Annotated in this window: 16 protein-coding genes, 1 pseudogene and 1 riboswitch; of the genes and pseudogenes, 16 read left to right on the top strand and 1 reads right to left on the bottom strand. The window is 28.4% G+C overall.

Annotated elements, in window-relative coordinates; translation table 11 throughout:
• Nucleotides 1-67 precede the first annotated feature (67 nt).
• The 15 genes and pseudogenes from C1715_RS00625 (at nucleotide 68) to C1715_RS00555 (ending at nucleotide 14,240) form a co-directional block, all read left to right on the top strand.
• Nucleotides 68-313, top strand: a complete 246-nt coding sequence (locus C1715_RS00625) for a TIGR04076 family protein (protein WP_035289174.1) — start codon at nucleotides 68-70, stop codon at nucleotides 311-313.
• A 121-nt stretch (nucleotides 314-434) separates the two neighbouring features.
• Nucleotides 435-578: pseudogene (locus tag C1715_RS19660) on the top strand (glycerol-3-phosphate acyltransferase); the annotation flags it as partial.
• A gap of 195 nt (nucleotides 579-773) precedes the next feature.
• Nucleotides 774-1,583 (top strand): hypothetical protein, encoded by an 810-nt coding sequence (locus C1715_RS00615; protein ID WP_102398753.1) that lies wholly within the window; start codon nucleotides 774-776, stop codon nucleotides 1,581-1,583.
• Nucleotides 1,584-1,756: 173 nt separating this feature from the next.
• The gene (locus tag C1715_RS00610) at nucleotides 1,757-2,545 is read left to right on the top strand and encodes a GNAT family N-acetyltransferase (RefSeq protein WP_102398752.1); all 789 of its coding nucleotides are present in this window, start codon (nucleotides 1,757-1,759) and stop codon (nucleotides 2,543-2,545) included.
• A gap of 97 nt (nucleotides 2,546-2,642) precedes the next feature.
• Complete coding sequence (locus C1715_RS00605; protein WP_102398751.1) at nucleotides 2,643-3,455, top strand: TIM barrel protein; 813 nt, start codon at nucleotides 2,643-2,645, stop codon at nucleotides 3,453-3,455.
• A gap of 133 nt (nucleotides 3,456-3,588) precedes the next feature.
• Entirely contained in the window at nucleotides 3,589-4,548 is a 960-nt protein-coding gene (locus C1715_RS00600; protein WP_102398750.1) for an SDR family oxidoreductase, read from the top strand.
• A 51-nt stretch (nucleotides 4,549-4,599) separates the two neighbouring features.
• Nucleotides 4,600-4,977, top strand: coding sequence for a hypothetical protein (locus C1715_RS00595; RefSeq protein WP_102398749.1), 378 nt, complete (start codon nucleotides 4,600-4,602; stop codon nucleotides 4,975-4,977).
• A 1-nt stretch (nucleotide 4,978) separates the two neighbouring features.
• A complete protein-coding gene (locus C1715_RS00590; RefSeq protein ID WP_102398748.1) occupies nucleotides 4,979-5,440 on the top strand; it encodes an 8-oxo-dGTP diphosphatase in 462 nt (153 codons plus the stop codon).
• A 77-nt stretch (nucleotides 5,441-5,517) separates the two neighbouring features.
• On the top strand, nucleotides 5,518-6,018 hold the full coding sequence (locus C1715_RS00585; protein ID WP_102398747.1) for an NUDIX hydrolase: 501 nt from the start codon (nucleotides 5,518-5,520) through the stop codon (nucleotides 6,016-6,018).
• Nucleotides 6,019-6,487: 469 nt separating this feature from the next.
• Complete coding sequence (locus C1715_RS00580) at nucleotides 6,488-7,537, top strand: GNAT family N-acetyltransferase (protein WP_102398746.1); 1,050 nt, start codon at nucleotides 6,488-6,490, stop codon at nucleotides 7,535-7,537.
• On the top strand, nucleotides 7,534-8,658 hold the full coding sequence (locus C1715_RS00575; RefSeq protein ID WP_102398745.1) for a LuxE/PaaK family acyltransferase: 1,125 nt from the start codon (nucleotides 7,534-7,536) through the stop codon (nucleotides 8,656-8,658). Before C1715_RS00580 ends, C1715_RS00575 begins: the two co-directional genes overlap by 4 nt.
• A gap of 14 nt (nucleotides 8,659-8,672) precedes the next feature.
• A complete protein-coding gene (locus tag C1715_RS00570; RefSeq protein ID WP_102398744.1) occupies nucleotides 8,673-11,315 on the top strand; it encodes an acyl-CoA reductase in 2,643 nt (880 codons plus the stop codon).
• A 161-nt stretch (nucleotides 11,316-11,476) separates the two neighbouring features.
• Entirely contained in the window at nucleotides 11,477-12,622 is a 1,146-nt protein-coding gene (locus tag C1715_RS00565; RefSeq protein ID WP_102398743.1) for a 4Fe-4S binding protein, read from the top strand.
• A gap of 252 nt (nucleotides 12,623-12,874) precedes the next feature.
• Nucleotides 12,875-13,537: a hypothetical protein gene (locus C1715_RS00560; RefSeq protein WP_102398742.1), complete on the top strand. Its 663-nt coding sequence runs from the start codon at nucleotides 12,875-12,877 to the stop codon at nucleotides 13,535-13,537.
• A gap of 382 nt (nucleotides 13,538-13,919) precedes the next feature.
• Nucleotides 13,920-14,240 (top strand): heavy metal-binding domain-containing protein, encoded by a 321-nt coding sequence (locus C1715_RS00555; protein WP_102398741.1) that lies wholly within the window; start codon nucleotides 13,920-13,922, stop codon nucleotides 14,238-14,240.
• A gap of 202 nt (nucleotides 14,241-14,442) precedes the next feature.
• On the opposite strand, the gene C1715_RS00550 is transcribed toward C1715_RS00555, so the two are convergent.
• Complete coding sequence (locus C1715_RS00550; RefSeq protein ID WP_102398740.1) at nucleotides 14,443-16,173, bottom strand: M4 family metallopeptidase; 1,731 nt, start codon at nucleotides 16,171-16,173, stop codon at nucleotides 14,443-14,445.
• Nucleotides 16,174-16,439: 266 nt separating this feature from the next.
• Nucleotides 16,440-16,539: riboswitch (purine riboswitch) on the top strand.
• Nucleotides 16,540-16,770: 231 nt separating this feature from the next.
• On the opposite strand from C1715_RS00550, the gene add reads away from it, so the two are divergent.
• A complete protein-coding gene (add, locus tag C1715_RS00545; protein ID WP_102398797.1) occupies nucleotides 16,771-17,760 on the top strand; it encodes an adenosine deaminase in 990 nt (329 codons plus the stop codon).
• The last annotated feature ends 332 nt before the right edge of the window (nucleotides 17,761-18,092 follow it).

Below are 18,092 nucleotides of genomic sequence, written 5' to 3'. Positions count from 1 at the left end.
AATTTTTGTTTTAAGGCACATCTTAAATTTTATTGTGCCATAGATTTAGAGCGTGGGGGGTATGGAAATGTCTAAAGTAAAACTAACAATCATGAAAAGCAATTGTAGGTGCGGATATCACAAAGAAAATGATTCTTTTATTGTAGGAGATATTTGTCCACCTATATGTCATGAGCTATGGAATAATATTTATCCAAGCGTATATGTTCTTTTAAATGGAGGAGTACTAGATTATGGTGATACTAAAGAAAAAAAGTTTGAAATGAAGTGCCCAGACAATGGCAGGGTAGTGATACGTGGTGAAGTTGTATGAGAATATATTATGTGAGACATTGATTAGATGAAAAATTCATTAAGTCAATAGTATAAAAGGGAAAAGAAAATTTTTAACTGTGTTATAAAAATATAAAATATAGTAGATAAGGATGAAGCAAATGAATTTTATAATTATAATCACCATTGTAATAGCTTTTATATGTGGTTCCATACCAACAGGATATTTGATTACCAAAAAAATATGTGGAATCGATATTAGGACTAAAGGTAGTGGAAATATTGGTTCAACAAATGTAAAAAGATATGAAATTGCCTATTGAAATCATAATTTCTACTACAGTAGCTTGTATTTTGATGATATTTAGACATAAAAGCAATTTAATAAGACTTATAAATAAAGAGGAAAAATAAATAAATTAAATTTAATAGGGGGTACACTAATGGGAAAATTAAGAATACTTCTTAAATAATCAATAAATTTAAGGAGGAAAATTTAAATGAATATTATAATTACAAAAGAATTTATGTATCAGGAATTAAGGAATCTGCTTAAGTTGTTATTTGCCCTTCCTGAATTAGAGAGTATAGTAATAAAAGAAGTTGTGATTCAATCAGTGAATGATGAAAAATCAATAAATAGAGCAGTAGATAGAAGTTTTTATGATATATATAGTGATGTTGATATTTACATAAAAATTAAGTTAAGTGAACATGAGTATAAGGGAAATTGTTCAATATATGCTGATTGTATGAGTAGACTTGGCTTTGCAAATGATATATTGGGAATGTCACATTATTGTACGGAACCAAGAGGGGAAGTTATAAGAATTTGCAAAACAAATGGCATGAGGTTTGACTTAATTATTATTGCAACGTATGTAGAGGATACGCCATTGTTACCACATATTCACATAAGTGAGAATTGTGAGAAAATAAATAATTTTTGGTTTGTAGCTGTTCAAGCATTGGGAAAACTAATGAGAAAAGACTACTTAATATCAACACATTTAGCTCATATGTTGATACAGGAAGGAATAGTATTACAAATGGTGATGAGGGATAAGGAAAAAAATACTAGTATTCATAAGTTTGGTTATGCAGAAGAATTAGATTATTTAAACATATTCAATAATGAGGAAGTTTATTTTAAAAAAACATCAGATGAAACCTATAACTATATTTCCAAGTTAATCTATAGCGCCGTAAAAAGCTATGATAGGCTGGTTTCCTTGTTAAATGCATCATATAAGTCAAGAATTGAAAATTATTTAGATATATGGTCATGTTACTATCAATTTCATGTATGAAAGTTTATAGAGTCACTAAATTCTTTATAATTTTAGCGGTAATTAAATAAATTTAATTAATGCCTTGCCCATTACGTGACGTAATGATTTATAATTACAATAAATATTACAGTAAAGTTTTAGAAATATATGTAGAAGTAAGAAAATAAAAGGGCTATGGGGAGGCTATAATTATGATACGAAAATTAACTCAAGAAGATAATAATGAGCTTATGAAATTAATTATGAAGGAGCCAGAGTTAAATCTTTATATAATTGGAGATATAGAAAACTTTGGATATAATCAAAATTTTCTTGAATATTTTGGTGAATTTGATGGAAAGGGTACTTTAACAGCTGTTTTAGTTAGATATTTTAGCATTTTCAATTTGTATGCGAAAAATGAATTTGATGTAAATGGATTTGTAAATATAATGAAAAATCAGGGTAAGGTGGGAATGCTATCTGGAAAAACAAATTTAGTATCAAAATTTGAGAAAACATCATTAGAATTTAATGAATCGGAACTACATTATTTTGCTGTGTTAAAGGAAATAAATGAATCATTTAAAGTAGATAGAGAAATCAATGTAAAAAAGGCAAGTGTTGAAGACATTGGACGTATAGCTGAATTGAGAGAAAAAATTAAAGAATTTTCTCATGGCAATCATGATTTTAAGGAAATTATTTTAAATGATTTTAAAGCTGGCACAGCTCATGGATATTATGTTGAAGTTGATGGTAATATAGTATCATATGCCCAAACATCTGCAGAAAACAGTATGTCAGCAATGGTGGTCAGTGTTATGACTGACAGTAAATATAGAAAAAAAGGGTTTGCATCTGCTTGTGTGAAAGTCATATGTGAAGACTTACTTAAACAGGGAAAAACTCCATGCCTATTTTATAAAAATCCTGCTGCAGGAGCTATATATAAAAGTATAGGTTTCAAGGAAATAGGATTCTGGAGTATGTATATGTAAGTATAAGTTTGTAGCAAGAACTTATTTAGACTCTTAATTAAAAACCATATATTAATAATAAGTATATGTCATCATAGAAATTTGAGGGGAGATCAACATGGCACATAAATTAGGCGTTTCCGGTAGTACAATATTATCTAATCCAGAATTATATTCAGAATTATTTTGGGAGGACATACAGCATATTGAAATTGGAGAGTTTGAGGATAAAAAATCTTTATATAAGTTTCTGAAAATATGCAGAGGTAAAAATATTTCGTTTGGTATTCATTCCCCTTTAGTACGTGGAAAAAGTAAATATGATTTAATTGAAAAGGTACAATATGATCCTAAAGAAGCTTGGAAACAGTTAGAATTAGAGGCCGAGAAAATGTCAGCATTAGGGGCTAAATATCTTTTAGTGCATTTCCCATATTTTAAAGGAGAGATTTTAGAAGATACCAATAAATTAATTGAAGAAGGTTTAAAAAAATTAAGTTATATACAAAATCAATATTCTATAGACATTATCTGTGAACCCAAACTTGGATTTAATCGCTCTTCTGCTGGCATTAATTATTTAAATAAATTTCCAAGGGATATATGGAAAAAATATAATGTGAAGTTATGTATAGATATAGGTGATTATATTATTGCTTCTGAGGATGAAATTTTAAATTATTTAGTAAGGTGGAGTGAGTTTATAAAAGTAGTTCATTTACATAATATACACTATGAAGATGACAAGTATATTTGGATACCTGTTCATCCTAGTCAAGAGTATGAAGGAAATCATAAAGTTAAGAAGATAATTAGCTTTTTAGCGAAATGTAAAGATGTTACTTTTGTTTTCGAACATACTCCTCAAACAAATCCAAGTAAGGCTTTTGTTAATGAAGGATATAAATGGGTAAGTTCTCTTATTAGGTAATGTAAGCTATTAAAACATATAAAGTTCACAATTATAAAATTAAAATGATTTCTACTTTACTTGGGAAGGTACTAGGTACAAAATTACATATATAGTAAATGAAAGAGAATTTCAATAATAAGGGGGAATAAAAATGAAGGTTTTAGTTATGGGTGGAACTCAGTTTGTAAGTAGCTCAGTGGCAAAATATTTAATTGGCAGGGGATATACGGTAGATATATTTACAAGAGGTGTTAAGCCTATTGAATATGATGGGGTTAGGAGACATTTACAAGGGGATAGGGGGTCCATTGAAGATTTAAAAGCAAATATTTCAATGGAAAAATATGATTATGTTTTTGATATATCTGCATATACAAAAGAAGATGTGGAAAATTTAACTAAGGTTTTAAATAGAGAAAACTTAAAAAGATATATATTCTGCAGTTCAGGATCTGTGTATATACCTTCCCATGAAGTAGTTACAGAAGAATTTACTCGAGGTGAAAATGTAAACTGGGGAAAGTATGGATTGAATAAGAAGAAGGCTGAAGACTATTTATTTAATCTATATGAAGCTGAAGGGTTTCCCGTAACTATATTCAGACCTACTTATATATATGGAGATGGAAATAATTTATACAGGGAGATTTATTTATTTGATAGGATAAGTAGGGGATTAGATATTCCAATACCTGATGGTAATAAGAAAACTCAATTTATATATATTGATGATTTAGTTAAGATATTTGAAAGTGCCATACATGTAGACGAGGCTATAGGACAAGCATATAATGTAACACATCCTAAATTTGCAGCATGGCAGCAATTAGTTGAAACTGCCATGAAAGTGGTGGGCAAAAAAGTAAATATAATAAAAGTAGACGATAAAAAATTAGACACATTAGATATAAATGTAAGAGAATTTTTCCCTTTCAGAAATGTAACTTATTTATTAGATACAAAAAAATTACAAAATCATGGGTTATACGTACCAAAAGTTAATCTATTTGAAGGCATGAAGAAAACATATAAATGGTATTGTGATTCTAAACCGGAAGTAAAAGATGATAGAATGAATAAAATGGATTTACTATTGGAATGCACAATATAAAATAATATATCGACACAATTATTTTCTTTTAAAACGGGATATTATGTACATTTGCTAACTGATATTGAGTGGTCAAAATTATTTAAGGAAAAGAGAAAAGAGCCTTTATATAGAGAAGGTTTAGAAAAGGATAAAAATTTTATTTGGGTTATAAAAAAGGATTGGTATGGATTGGATTATATATATTTAGAAAAGCATCCAGAGTTTATATTTAATACAGTTTTTAAAAATGTACATAAAGTACCTGATTACTTAGATTATTTTCCAAAGGGAGCTTTTGAAAAACAAGTAAAATATATAACTGAGTTTTATTTAGGTGAGAATGAGGAGAATAAAGATAACTTTATTTATTTAACGGAGGAGGAAATGAATAAATTTGTTGATGATACAACAAGAATAATAGATAATTTGCTAAGGGAGGAATTATAAAATGGAAATTGCTGAGCTTACCAATATGTGTATGATAGAGGATAGTAAAAATGAAAAGGTGCTAGTGCAAAATCGAAAGAAAGGAAGTTGGACAGGCATTGCTTTTCCAGGAGGGCATATTGAAAAAGGTGAATCCATAGTTGAATCTGTAATAAGAGAGGTAAAAGAAGAAACTAATTTAGATATTGATAATATTAAACTATGTGGAATAAAAGATTGGTACGAGAAGGATAACAATAAAAGATATATAGTTTTATTGTTTAAGACACAAACTTTTTCTGGGGAGCTTTTAGAAAATGGAGAAGAAGGAGATGTATATTGGGTGGATAAAAAATCCGTTTATAGTCTAGATTTGGCAGATGGATTCGATAAAATGTTGGATGTTATGCTAAGTGAAACATTAAATGAATATTTCGTAAGTGAAACTTTTGAACAAGATGGGTGGAAACATGAGTTAATGTAGGAAAAAGATGATAAATACATTGTGGAAATATAGGTGTAAATTTAGAAAAGTGTAAAATAGAAAGGAATGCAGAAGGAATGGTAGAAACATTTGCAAAGCCTGCGGCTGGTGCAATAATAGAGAAAGTGGAGGAAGACACTGATTATATTTTAATTCAAGAAAGATGTAAGGAAAATGGTGGAGAAGAAAATGGCCTTATAGAAATTCCAGCAGGAAAGATAAGAGAATATGAAAATATTTTTGACGGTTTGCGCAGAGAAATTTGGGAAGAGACAGGATTAGAATTAATAGAGATACAAGAGGAAAAAGATGCTGTTATATCTAATTGTAATGGATATAAAGTTATAAGTTTTAATCCATTTTATTCTTCACAAAACTTAAGTGGGGGCTATTCTATTATGTTGCAGACGTTTATTTGCAAGGCAAGAGGAGAGCTTCTAAAGAAATCTGAGGAATCAGTTAATATAAGATGGATAAAAGTTAAAGATTTAAAAAAAATATTGGAAGAAGATGAAAATACATTTTATCCTATGCATATTAATGCTTTAAAGAAATATCTTAAAGAAAAAATTAGGTAAGTAAAATTAGTATAGATAAAAATTTTTATAAAAAACCGCTGCGGTATAAAAACGCAGCGGTTTTTTATATTGTCTATAAATGAAACAAACTGATGTAGAATATGAATATCAATTGAATTTTAGTATACTTGCAATAAATTTTAATTCGACCCAATAATAATTTATTTTTATTAAATGTTAAAAAATATAATATTAACATGTTAAAGATTAATAGCTTTTTAAAAAGCATCACAAAAATATCATATATATGGAATGAGGCTATTTTTAAAATGTATATTACAATAATCGCTGTAAAAAAATAAACAAACATATATATTTATACAAGAATAAGAAATAAATTATTCAATAACGTCTATAAATGAAGTAAATATTGCAAAACTATCAGTGCTGGTATAGGATTGAATGGAAGGTATTTATAATATTGTAATATAAAGTTTTTAAGTTGTAGTAGCATTATGGAGGTTGATATATGCTTAAAAATTATATGAGTTTTCATAAAAATAATATAAATAAAGAATTTAAGGTAAAAAAAATGGAAGAAAAAGAGGCTAAGGAGGTAGTAGAGTGCGCTTACAAGGCTTACGGAGGATCATATATTCATAAATATATATATTCTTCAGAAGAACTTATTAAATTAAATGCCGTTGGAGAGATAATTTCATATGTAGCCGTTGACAAATATGGACAGGTAGTTGGACATATTGCCTTAGAGAAAGAAGAAAATTTATCTATATATGAATTGTCTTGTGCATTCATACATCCTTTTTATAGGGGAAGAGGTTATCTTAAAGGTTTAACTGAGGAGGTAATAAGAATATGTCAGCATGAAGAGATTAAAGGGGTGTTTGTAAGGTCTGTTACAAGTCATAATTATTCTCAAAAATCAGCTAGTAAAAATGGATTTATAGAATGTGCATTACTTTTATCTAGAATTAAATCGTTAAATTTTAAAGGTATATGTAATGAAATAAATAAAAGAGAAAATTTATTATTAGGTTATAGATATTTAAAAAAACCTTTGAGAAGAAAGAGTTTCTATAAAATTATAAAGCATATGGATATTATTAAAGAAATTTATAACAATATGGGAATTAAAGTTGAATTTAAAGATTCGGATAATCTAAATGTAAGTGATTTATCAGAAAGTAAAATTAGGATTGTATCTAAAGATAAGATAGAAGCTGTAGTATTTGTGGACAAGTTTGGAAATGAAATATTAAGTGAAGCTTCGAGGATAATTAATAAATTAAAGGCTCAGGGGAAAAAGGTTATAATTTTAAGAATTAAGCTAAATGACAAATTTACTCCTTGGTTTTGTGAATATATGGAGAAAAAGGGGTTTATTTTTGCAGGAATCATGCCCTCATACAATAAAGATGATGAGTTGATACTTCAATATGTTCAATATAAAGTTGATTTTGAAAATATAACCATGAGCTCTAAAATGGCACAAAGGTTATTAAATTATGTTAGAAATTGTTATATTGATAATTTAGAGAATGGGAGAATGAGTGTATGAAATTTTCGTATATTGATGAGTTATGTGCAAAAAAAGATGCGTTTAATTTTTCTAAAGAAACAGAAGAATTATTTTTAAATAGTATGATTGAAAATTATAAATTTCAATTAAAAAATCAGCCATATATAAGGTACTTAGCAGAAAAAAATAAATTCCATATAAGAGATATAAAGCATCTAGAAGAAGTAGATAAAATACCTTTTCTTTTTGTGGAAACTATGAAGCTTAATAGTTTCTGTAATTTTAGAGAAGAGGATTTAGCTATGATATTGACAAGTTCAGGAACCAATGGACAAAAGACTCAAGCCTTTTTTGATAAAGGATCTCTTAGAAGACTTGAAGAATTGGCACTTAATGCTTTTGATTCTATAGGGTTTAGAAGTAAAACTCCAGTGCACTATTTCTTGTTTTCTTATGATATAAAGAATGCCAAGAATATAGGTACAAGCTGGAGTGATGAACAAATATTACAGTTAGCACCTGCAATTTCTATAAACTGGATGATTGAATGGGATAAAAATAAGGAGAATTTTTTCTTCGATAGTGAAAAATGGGCTAAAAAATTTGTTCAGCTAAGTAAAGAAGCACCAGTACGTTTATTAGGTTTTCCAGCATTTATGTATAAAATGGTAGAAGATATAAGAAGAATGTATGGAAAGATTCAAGTTAAAAAAGAATCCTTTGTTATAGCTGGAGGCGGATGGAAGAACCATCTTGGTAAAAGTATGGAGTTAAAAAGTTTTTTAGATTATATGAAAGAAAATATAGGATTAGAGCCTAATAATATAAGAGATACATATGGTATGGCAGAGCATGGAGTGCCATATTGTTCATGTCCTGAAGGGCATTTACATGTACCAATATATAGTAAAGTTTTAGTAAGAGATCCTATAACCTTAGAAAAAAAGAATTATGGAGAAGAGGGATTACTGCAGCTTTTAACGCCATATAATATTGCTGAGGCTAATATGTCTTTGTTATCCACAGATATTGCAATATTGGGTAAGAATTGTAAATGTGGTATAAAAGGAGATTATATAAAAAAAGTAAGACGTGGAGGCATAAAAAAACATAAGGGATGTGCTATTAAAGCACAAGATATTTTAAGTAAGAGTAAATAGGGAGTGTTGGGAATATGAAATTAAGTGAATTTAAACATATATTATTCGGGGAAAAATTAAATTTGGAAGGTGAATTATCTGAAGAATTAGCTAATAAATATTTTTCTGAAAATATGCTTAGTAGAAAGTCTCAGAAATTTAGAGAAGTACCCATAGATAAAATACTACAAGTATTAGAGGATACTGCAAATAAACTTACTGATAAAAATGGTTTTTATTATAAGAAATTGATTAACAAAATGCCAGACATAACTAATTATTCTGCTCAAATGGTTAAGAAAGCAGTGGAGCTAATACCAGATATGTTAAGTATAGATGCTTTGAAAAAAAGACTTAAATGTATTGGCAATTACCATAGTTTAGATTATTTTATAAATGACACATGCTCTAAGACTAATAGAGTAGTTCCCATAGGATCTGTGCTTCATGTAGCTGCAGGAAATATTTTTTTGGGGTCTGTAGACTCTTTAGTAGTTGGAATAATTACTAAAAATGTGAATGTATTAAAAGTTTCTAGTGAAGATTTTTTATTTCCTATATTATTTTATGAAGCATTAATGGAAGCAGATGAGGATAAAGTAATAGTACCATATATTGCTGTAACTTATTGGAGGAGTGATAATCATAATATAGAAAGAATAGTTAAGAGTAAATTTGATGCTATATTACTTTTCGGAGGAGAGGGGGCTGTTTTAAATTACAAAAATGGACTTTCTGCTAAAACAGAGATTTACTCCTTTGGTCCAAAGATAAGCTTTGGACTTGTATGTAAGGATTTAGATGATGATAAACTTATGAATGCAGCAAAGGGATTTGCAAAGGATATAGTATACTGGGAACAAAGGGCTTGTACAAGCTGTCAAAATATATTTATAGAAAGTTCTAATAAAGATGGAAAGTTTGTTGATTATTTGGCAGAGAGTTTGGAAAACTTAGCTAGAGAGTTTCCGCAGAATAAATTAACATTGGATTCTGCTGTGGAAATAAGAAAAGAGAGAGAAATAGCAAAATGGAATGAATTTAATAATAATTGTAGAGTCATAGAGGGGAAAAAAGCTGCCCACACTATAATAGTTAAGAAAAGCAATGATTTTATAAATTCACCTTTAAATAGAACTGTATATGTAAATATAGTTGATGATTATCAAGATATATTTAAAGGAAATTTAAAAGAGCTAAAATATTATATGTCTACTTTAGGGGTAATATCTAAGGAAAAACTACAGGATATTGTAGAGAATTTTATGAAATATGGGGTAATGAGATTTTGTAAACCTGGATCTATGAATGAAGCTAATGATGAATACCAGTCACATGATGGAAAATATTTAGCTAATTTGCTTGTAAAATATATAAATAAGGAAGACTTAGAGAATAATAATTTTGGATTGGAATTTATAGAGAAAAATAAAAAGGAAGAAATCTTGCTTTCTAAGTTAAATGTTTTATTAAAAGAGGCTATTAAGGCACCTTTTTATAGAGAACTTTACAAGAATATTGAACTTCCTTTAAAAAGTTTAGATGAGTTTAGAAGAGTTCCAATTCTTGAAAAAAAGTATATGTTTAATAATAGTATAGACAAAAGTAATGATATGTTAACGAGAGATATGAATCAATGCTATGTATTTTCGGCTGGTGGAACTACGGGTAAAATGAAGTATGTATTATATTCCAATAAGGAATTTGAAAACTCTCAAAAAGCTTTTGGAAAAGGATTTAAGGCTGTTGGTATTAATGAAAAGGATTTTGTTGCTAATTATATGAAAGCAGGTGCACTTTGGACAGCATTTTCAGCAGTTAACAAGGGGCTAGAAGAAGTGGGATGTAAAATATTATCTCTTACGGCTAATCAGTCAGAGAAGGAAACTATAGAGTATTTAAAAATATTTAAACCAAATGTAATTATAGGGCTTCCAGGAAATATTATATTATTAACAAGAGAAATAGAGAAATTAAATGAAAATATAAAAATAGAAAAAGTTTATTATGCAGGGGAGCACATGTCTGAAAAATCCCAAGAATATGTAAAAAATATTTTAGGAGCAGAAGTTATAGCTTCTTTTGGTTATGCCGCAGTAGAAATAGGACCTATTGGTTTTCAATGTGAATGTTGTAAAGGAACTGAGCATCATGTGATGGATGAATGGTGTTATTTAGAAAGTGATAAAAATGGAGAGGCAATAGTAACTGCATTAAATAAAACTCTTCATCCAATAATAAGATATAGAATAGGTGATAAGATACAGTGGATTGAAGAGAAATGTAGTTGTGGCAGAACATCTAAAAAATTTAAGCTTTTATCAAGAACGGATGATGTTGTAAGATTTAATGTATCAGATATATATTTAAATGATGTTTACAGTGTTTTAAAAAATGTAAAAGAAACTTCATCATTTTTTCAAATAGTGGTTGAAAATGTAGAGAATATGAGAGATGTTACATTTAAAATAGAAGCCCAAAATGAAAGAATACCTGTCTATGATGATAGTTTAATAAAGAAAATTCAATATTTATTAAAAACTAATATTAAAAGTATAGGAAAAGATTATAGAGAAAATTTAATTAATAATGTTTATGTTCAATTATTACCACCTTGCACAATAGAACGGGTTGGTCGCACTGGTAAAATAAGAAGAATTATTGATAAGAGAATTTAATCATATAAAAATTTATATTTGTAACATTATAAAAAATAGAATTTAATCAATGAATTTTAATAACAATATGATTTTCACAATTTAGTCACAATTACATCTAATTTTTATCAAATTACTCCTTTATTATAAAAACATGATGATTATAAAAAAGGAGTGATTTTATGAAAAAGCGAAATTATTTTAAGTGGGTTATATCTATATTTTTTCTGATTTTTGCACCTGTAATGGGATATATGCATCAAGTAAAAGGGGGAGGTCCTAGCGGTTCGCCTTCTGTAGATGCCCTTTGTCCTTTTGGAGGATTGGAAACACTATTTTCGTTAATAAAAGATGGAGCTTATATAAAGAGAATAGCACCATCATCTTTAATAATTTTAATATGTTTAATAGTGCTTACTATTTTGCTGGGAAGAATATTCTGCGGATATATATGTCCTTTGGGAACTATTCAGACTCTTATAAATAAATTAGGTAGAAAACTTAAAATAAAACAAATTAAAGTAAATGAAAAAATGGACAAGATTTTAAGATATTCTAAGTATGTGGTTTTAGTGGTGGTTTTATTTACAACATATAAAGCAGGAGAATTGATATTAAGACCGCTAGATCCTTGGGCTACATTTATGCACTTAGGTTCAGGCAGTGAAATCTTTAGTGAATTTTTAATAGGATTTATAATACTAATGCTGATTTTTATGTCCTCTTTGTTTATAGAAAGGGCTTGGTGTAGATATTTTTGTCCACTTGGAGCTTTTCTTGCAATAATATCACCTTTAAGAATATTTAAAGTAAAGAGAAATCCTCAAACATGTGTAAATTGTAAGAAATGTACTAAAAACTGCCCTATGGGAATAGAAATTAGTAATTGTAATGCCACTGATAGTATGGAATGTATAAGTTGTGGCGAATGTCTAGCAGTATGTCCAAAGTCAGAAACTCTAGATATGAAAAAGGGTAAAAAGAAGCTTTCACTAAGTGCTATAGGTGCTGTTGTTACATTGGTTGTAATTTTAGTGATAGGTGGCAATGTAGCTTCAGGAAAATTTGAAGTAGCTCAAGGAAATACAGAAACTTTAACTCAAAATGGAGTGCTAAATCCAGACAATATAAGAGGATACATGACTTTAAATGATATATGTAAAGAATTTAAAATAGAATCTTCAATACTATTGAAAGAGTGCGGTTTACCAGAGGATACAGATTTAAATAAGCCTATTAAAGAGTTGAAAACAGATTTGGAACAAAAAGATATAGAGTTTGAAACTGAGAATTTAAGGGACGCTATTAAAAAAATATTAGAAAAATAATGAGAAATTAAGAAATTTTAAATGTATTCTTATGAACCCTGGGTGTTTTACCAGGGTTTTTTTATTTTCTATGTCATTTGTGTATACATTTTAAAAAAGTTTAAATTTATATATCTACGTATTACAAAGTAATAATAACTACATAAAATGTATATTTAAATTATGATATATAATAAAAAATACTTTACATTAAGCAAATATAATGGTAATATAAATATATAGAAATTACTAACAGAAATGGGGGCGGAGAACATGAATGCAAAAGTTTCTAATAATTTTATAAAAATTTCATCATGGATAATTAATTTAATATTTATAGTGCTTGTATTATTGTTTTCAAAATTAGCTATGGTATCTAAAATAATTACCATAGTTGTGGTTAGCATATTTAATATGTATTTAATGCCAAGGATAATTAAAAAAATAAATGTAGAGATAGAGAAAATGAAATTGGAGGAATTTTACTATTTAGGTCCAAGTCCAAAGTTTGAAATTATTTATAATATAGCATTTTTAATAACCATATATTTTATGACTATTTACTATATGTTAGGTTACTACAGTAATAAAATTTCTTTTTTTTCTCCTTTGGGAATATATATTCTTATATTTGTATTTATGATTCTTATTGATTCATTATATGGACCACAGCTACACGTCAATAAACTTAAAAATAATATTACATTTATTATGGAGAAAAGTGAAAGGACGGGCGTAAGTGTTTTGGGCAGCAGGGTTGGTTCTTATAAAGATGGAATTGTATTGGGGGATTATATATTTTTAAAAGAGCACATATTGTATGTTAAAGAAATAAAAGGCGATTTTATAATAACACTTACAGAGAAGAGAGAGATAGTGATTAGGGAAAAAAGGGCTAAAGAATATTTAAGAAAGGTACTGATTATAGACAAATAGAGTATAGTATGATTAACCCACGATAAGGTACAATGTGGTTGAATTATAAAATTTTTCCTCCATGACTTGTATAAAAGCTCGGAACAATAAATTTAATTTAAGAAATTCTAATCTTTTAGCCATATAAAATTATCTAACGCTCACATTCAGCGTCCTGCCTCAGGTTCGCTAGCCTGGCGTCCTTGCCAGGCTTACGATAATTTTATCTGTCTAAAAGAAGAATTTCTAAAATTAAATTTAAACAGTTCCTTCGCTTCTTATGCAAGTCATTCCAGAGAAATTTCATAATTCAAGTAATATAATGTTTTTTGTGGGTTAATCATATTATAATTATATAAATATTAATTTATACTAATAAATGAATTTTAAGGAGGAGTTTGCTATGATAATGACAACCACACCACAAATAGAGGGAAAAAGGATAATAGAGTATAGAGGAATAGTGTGCGGAGAAGTAATATCTGGTGTAAATTTTGTTAAAGATTTTATGGCAGGAATTAGAGACTTTGTAGGTGGAAGATCAGAAACTTATGAAGAAGAATTAATAAGAGCAAGAGATGGTGCTATAGCTGAATTATCAAGAAGGGCACAAGCTATAGGAGCTAATGCTGTAGTAGGAATTGATATAGACTATGAAGTTCTTGGACAAGGTGGAAGCATGCTCATGGTAACAGCCTCAGGAACTGCTGTAGTAACAGATTAATTTAATAATATATTTAATGAATTCTTTCATTTGAAAAATAGAGGAAAAAGTAATAAGGTATTTAAGATAATAATTTATACCTGATAATTATATCATATGAAGAGAATATAACTAATTAAATAACTTTATATATTTAGGTAAATAATATATAAAAGTAAAAGGCTGTAGTAAAAGTTATACAGCCTTTTTAAAAATTTTAAGGTTATTTTACTCCTACATTATCAAAAGCCTGCTGAACAGCCTTTAATTCTTTACTGTTGTCACCATATAAGTCTTTTGCAGCTAGTTCTACACCTTTCCTTGCTTCTGAGAAATTAGTTGTTGATCTCCAGTAAAGGCAGTTAGCTCTATAAAATAATTTGGCCATAGCTGGTTTTCCTAAGCTCTCACCAATATAGTAGGCAGCATGATTTATAATGCCTGAGTTGATGTGAACTCCACCCCAGTCGAAAAACGGAAGAGCTGGATAATTTTTATATTCGCTCATATGAGCTGGTTGGTTACCTTTATGAGGATCTTGCATATCTCTTAAAGCATCGCCTGGTTTACCAGGGGTATAGCAATCTTCACCAATCTGCCAATCATCATCATCTACTGCTGCACCGATTATATCTGAAAATGCTTCATTTAGAGCACCAGATTGTTTCCTATATTCAAGATTAGATTGCATACTAGTTACACCATGAGATAATTCATGAGCTATTACATCTAAGGCTGCTGTAAAGCTTGAAAAATCTTTACCATCACCGTCACCAAAGTACATAGCTTTATGGGAATCGAACCAAAAAGCATTATTGTAATTGTTACCTACATGAACAAAACCTTCTATATCCATACCATTATTGTCTATACTATTTCTATTTAGAATATCTCTATAATAATCGTAAACATTTGAGAAATTAATATAAGCATCTACACCAGCTATTTGAGCAGCGTCTATAAATTTATTGTCATCATCACTCATTAATGGACCATATTGTTTTACTTGGTCTTTTGTCTTTCTAGTTATATCATTTTCCTCAAGTGAATTGTTTAGGTTATACACCATTATAGAACCGTTCATATTTTTAGTTCTATTGCATAAATAATATTTGCTATCTTCACAGTAAGTTGGAATTGCTACTTCTCCATCAAGGGTGGTTCTACCAGTTCCAGTGGTTACTTCTCCGCTATTAGTTATATTAGTTATATTTTTATTTTCGCTTTTTTTATTTGTTTCATCATTCTGTAATAAAATTGGTCGGTTATTAAATTCATCTACTATTTGTCCATTTTCAGCGTTTATAAATAGTTTCCAGTCTCCACTTTCACAATTTAAATTAACTAGATATACTACATAAGGGTTTCCATCAAAATTATATAAATACAATTTTGAGTTTTCTTCAAATATTTTCTTTGGTTTTATATGATTTTCAGCTATTTCCAAGGCACTTTTAGATTGAAGTTTTATTCTTTTGTTCCAGTTTATATTTTCAAAAGTTTTATCTAGTTCTCCATTTATAGCATAGATTTTACCACTATTATCTGTATGCAGAATTAAGTCACAACCATAAACAGGTATTCCATTTACAAAATATTGAACTTTATAGTGCTTTTTACCAAGATCATCTTTTATTATTTTTTCTACAGATAATTTACTATTTTCAGGTGTAGAAGAATTTGAATCGTTATTTAAAAATTTTTCCACCTCAGATGAATTTTTAAAGTGTTTATTATTTACTTTTGATTTAACAGATTCAGGCATATTCTTTAAGTCTAAGAAAAATTCTCCATCTTTCAAAAAGTCATCTATCATATGGTTAGAATTATATGAAACCTCCTTTTGTGAACTAGTTGGAATGAGTACCCTTGCATGCGCTTTCTCAGTAAAGGTAAAGGTTGACATGAAAAGCATACTAGTTGTTAACAAAATTGAAGTCAGTTTTTTATTCATAAATTTGCCCCCTTAAAATATACTTAAAAAATATTTGATATACATACATATAATATGTATATGAAGTATAAGATGTTACGATAAATTAAAGTGAATTTACAGTATTCATAGTAGACATTTGAATCATATCCTTATTTAAAGTGTTTAAAATAGCCATATATAAAAGTCTCTTATTAATATATAGTTATTTTATAGTGCTAATTAAATCTATTCGCAATAAAAAATATAATTGACATTAAGAATATAAGTATGTATAATATTGAAAATAATAAATGAAATCTGTAATTCGTATAACCCCAATGATATGGTTTGGGGGTCTCTACCAGGAACCGATAATTTCTGCTTACGAAGAAGATATTAGTATTAATGTCTTCTTTGTAAGCAGTTTTTTATTATACGGATTAATGTTTAAAATCTTCAATAACTAAGTATCCATAAGATTTAATACAATTTTGTACAATGTGAAAAATTATTGTACTGTAGAAATTTATAATAAGAGAATATTATTTGTAACTACTACAGGAGATATATAAGAAAGGAGGAATTAGTGAGAATGTGGTGTTCACGCCGCAAGAGTATCTCACTAAAAATACAATTATGAATTTACCTAAAATAGAATTGCACTGTCATTTAGATGGCAGCGTTAGACCTGAAACAATAATTGATATAGCTAAAGAGGAGAAAATAGACATAGGTTCTTTTAATGTTGAAGATATTAAAGAATTACTGGTGGCTCCTTTAGAATGTAAATCATTAGAGGAATATTTGGAAAAATTTGATATACCTAATAAAGTAATGCAGTCAAATAAGAGTTTGAGAAGAATTACATTCGAGCTTCTTGAGGATGCTGCTAAGGAAAATGTAAAATACATAGAGGTTAGATTTGCTCCATTACTTCATACAAGAAAAGGATTGGATGTTGAACAAGTATTAGAGAGTGTAATAAAAGGCATAAAAGATGCAGAAAGTAAGTTTGATATAAAGGGTAATGTAATAATAGGTTGCATGAGAACTATGAGTGAGGACAGTGCTATTGAGGTAATAGAAAGCGGAAAGAAATTTATAGGCAAGGGCGTAGTAGCAGTAGATTTATGTGGACCTGAACTAAAATCATTTGCACAAAACTATAAAAAAGCTATAGCTTTAGCTAAAAATTATGGTTATAGGATAACTATTCATGCAGGAGAAACTGGTATAGGAGAAAATGTTTTAGATTCAATTGAAATTCTTGGGGCGGAAAGAATAGGACACGGTGTGTATATTAAAAACTGTAGAGAGGCTTATGAAATTGTAAAACATAAGGGCATTACTCTAGAAATGTGTCCAACTAGTAATATACAAACTAAAGCAATAGATGTATATAAAAATCATCCTTTTTATGATTTCTTTAATAATGGAATAAAAGTGAGCATTAATACTGATAATAGAACAGTATCAGATACAAATATGGAAAAAGAGAGCAAGATATTGTTTTCTGAATTTGGAATAACTAAGGAAGAGTACAAGAAAATTTATCTAGATACTGTTGAGGCAATTTTCGGAGATGAAAAAACAAAAAAATGGTTAAGAGGATTTTGGGAAGATTAAAATGTAATGTTTATATGTTATGTAAATGAATAAACATGATTTTATAAGGTACATGAAAAGAAATAACAAGTCAAAGATATTGGTATATTTTGTGTCAGACAAGGAAGCCGGTTATGTCACTAGGACTATCGTCGGGTTCTGCTGATGCAAAATAGACTAGCATACTGACTTGTTATTTATTTGAATGTGCCTAATACATTTATAATTCATAATTTGAATTATTACCATTTAAATTTGAAATTTAGTATGTAAAATGGATGATTATAATTGTATATTGAGAATTTCAGTAATATATTCCTTAGACTTGATTTTATAGTAATTTAGTTATATTA

Origin of the sequence: Haloimpatiens massiliensis (assembly GCF_900184255.1) — a bacterium.
In the GTDB taxonomy this organism is placed as follows: Bacteria; Bacillota; Clostridia; order Clostridiales; family Clostridiaceae; genus Haloimpatiens; species Haloimpatiens massiliensis.
This window is presented reverse-complemented; position numbering and strand designations above follow the sequence as displayed.

What these genes read in the sequence shown, in the direction of transcription:
- C1715_RS00570 (WP_102398744.1), top strand. Translation starts at nt 8,673, where the DNA reads ATGAAATTAAGTGAATTTAAACATATATTATTCGGGGAAAAATTAAAT.
- C1715_RS00610 (WP_102398752.1), top strand. Translation starts at nt 1,757, where the DNA reads ATGATACGAAAATTAACTCAAGAAGATAATAATGAGCTTATGAAATTA.
- add (WP_102398797.1), top strand. Translation starts at nt 16,771, where the DNA reads ATGAATTTACCTAAAATAGAATTGCACTGTCATTTAGATGGCAGCGTT.
- C1715_RS00550 (WP_102398740.1), bottom strand. Translation starts at nt 16,173, where the DNA reads ATGAATAAAAAACTGACTTCAATTTTGTTAACAACTAGTATGCTTTTC.
- C1715_RS00565 (WP_102398743.1), top strand. Translation starts at nt 11,477, where the DNA reads ATGAAAAAGCGAAATTATTTTAAGTGGGTTATATCTATATTTTTTCTG.
- C1715_RS00600 (WP_102398750.1), top strand. Translation starts at nt 3,589, where the DNA reads ATGAAGGTTTTAGTTATGGGTGGAACTCAGTTTGTAAGTAGCTCAGTG.
- C1715_RS00625 (WP_035289174.1), top strand. Translation starts at nt 68, where the DNA reads ATGTCTAAAGTAAAACTAACAATCATGAAAAGCAATTGTAGGTGCGGA.
- C1715_RS00575 (WP_102398745.1), top strand. Translation starts at nt 7,534, where the DNA reads ATGAAATTTTCGTATATTGATGAGTTATGTGCAAAAAAAGATGCGTTT.
- C1715_RS00580 (WP_102398746.1), top strand. Translation starts at nt 6,488, where the DNA reads ATGCTTAAAAATTATATGAGTTTTCATAAAAATAATATAAATAAAGAA.
- C1715_RS00585 (WP_102398747.1), top strand. Translation starts at nt 5,518, where the DNA reads ATGGTAGAAACATTTGCAAAGCCTGCGGCTGGTGCAATAATAGAGAAA.
- C1715_RS00615 (WP_102398753.1), top strand. Translation starts at nt 774, where the DNA reads ATGAATATTATAATTACAAAAGAATTTATGTATCAGGAATTAAGGAAT.
- C1715_RS00555 (WP_102398741.1), top strand. Translation starts at nt 13,920, where the DNA reads ATGATAATGACAACCACACCACAAATAGAGGGAAAAAGGATAATAGAG.
- C1715_RS00605 (WP_102398751.1), top strand. Translation starts at nt 2,643, where the DNA reads ATGGCACATAAATTAGGCGTTTCCGGTAGTACAATATTATCTAATCCA.
- C1715_RS00560 (WP_102398742.1), top strand. Translation starts at nt 12,875, where the DNA reads ATGAATGCAAAAGTTTCTAATAATTTTATAAAAATTTCATCATGGATA.
- C1715_RS00590 (WP_102398748.1), top strand. Translation starts at nt 4,979, where the DNA reads ATGGAAATTGCTGAGCTTACCAATATGTGTATGATAGAGGATAGTAAA.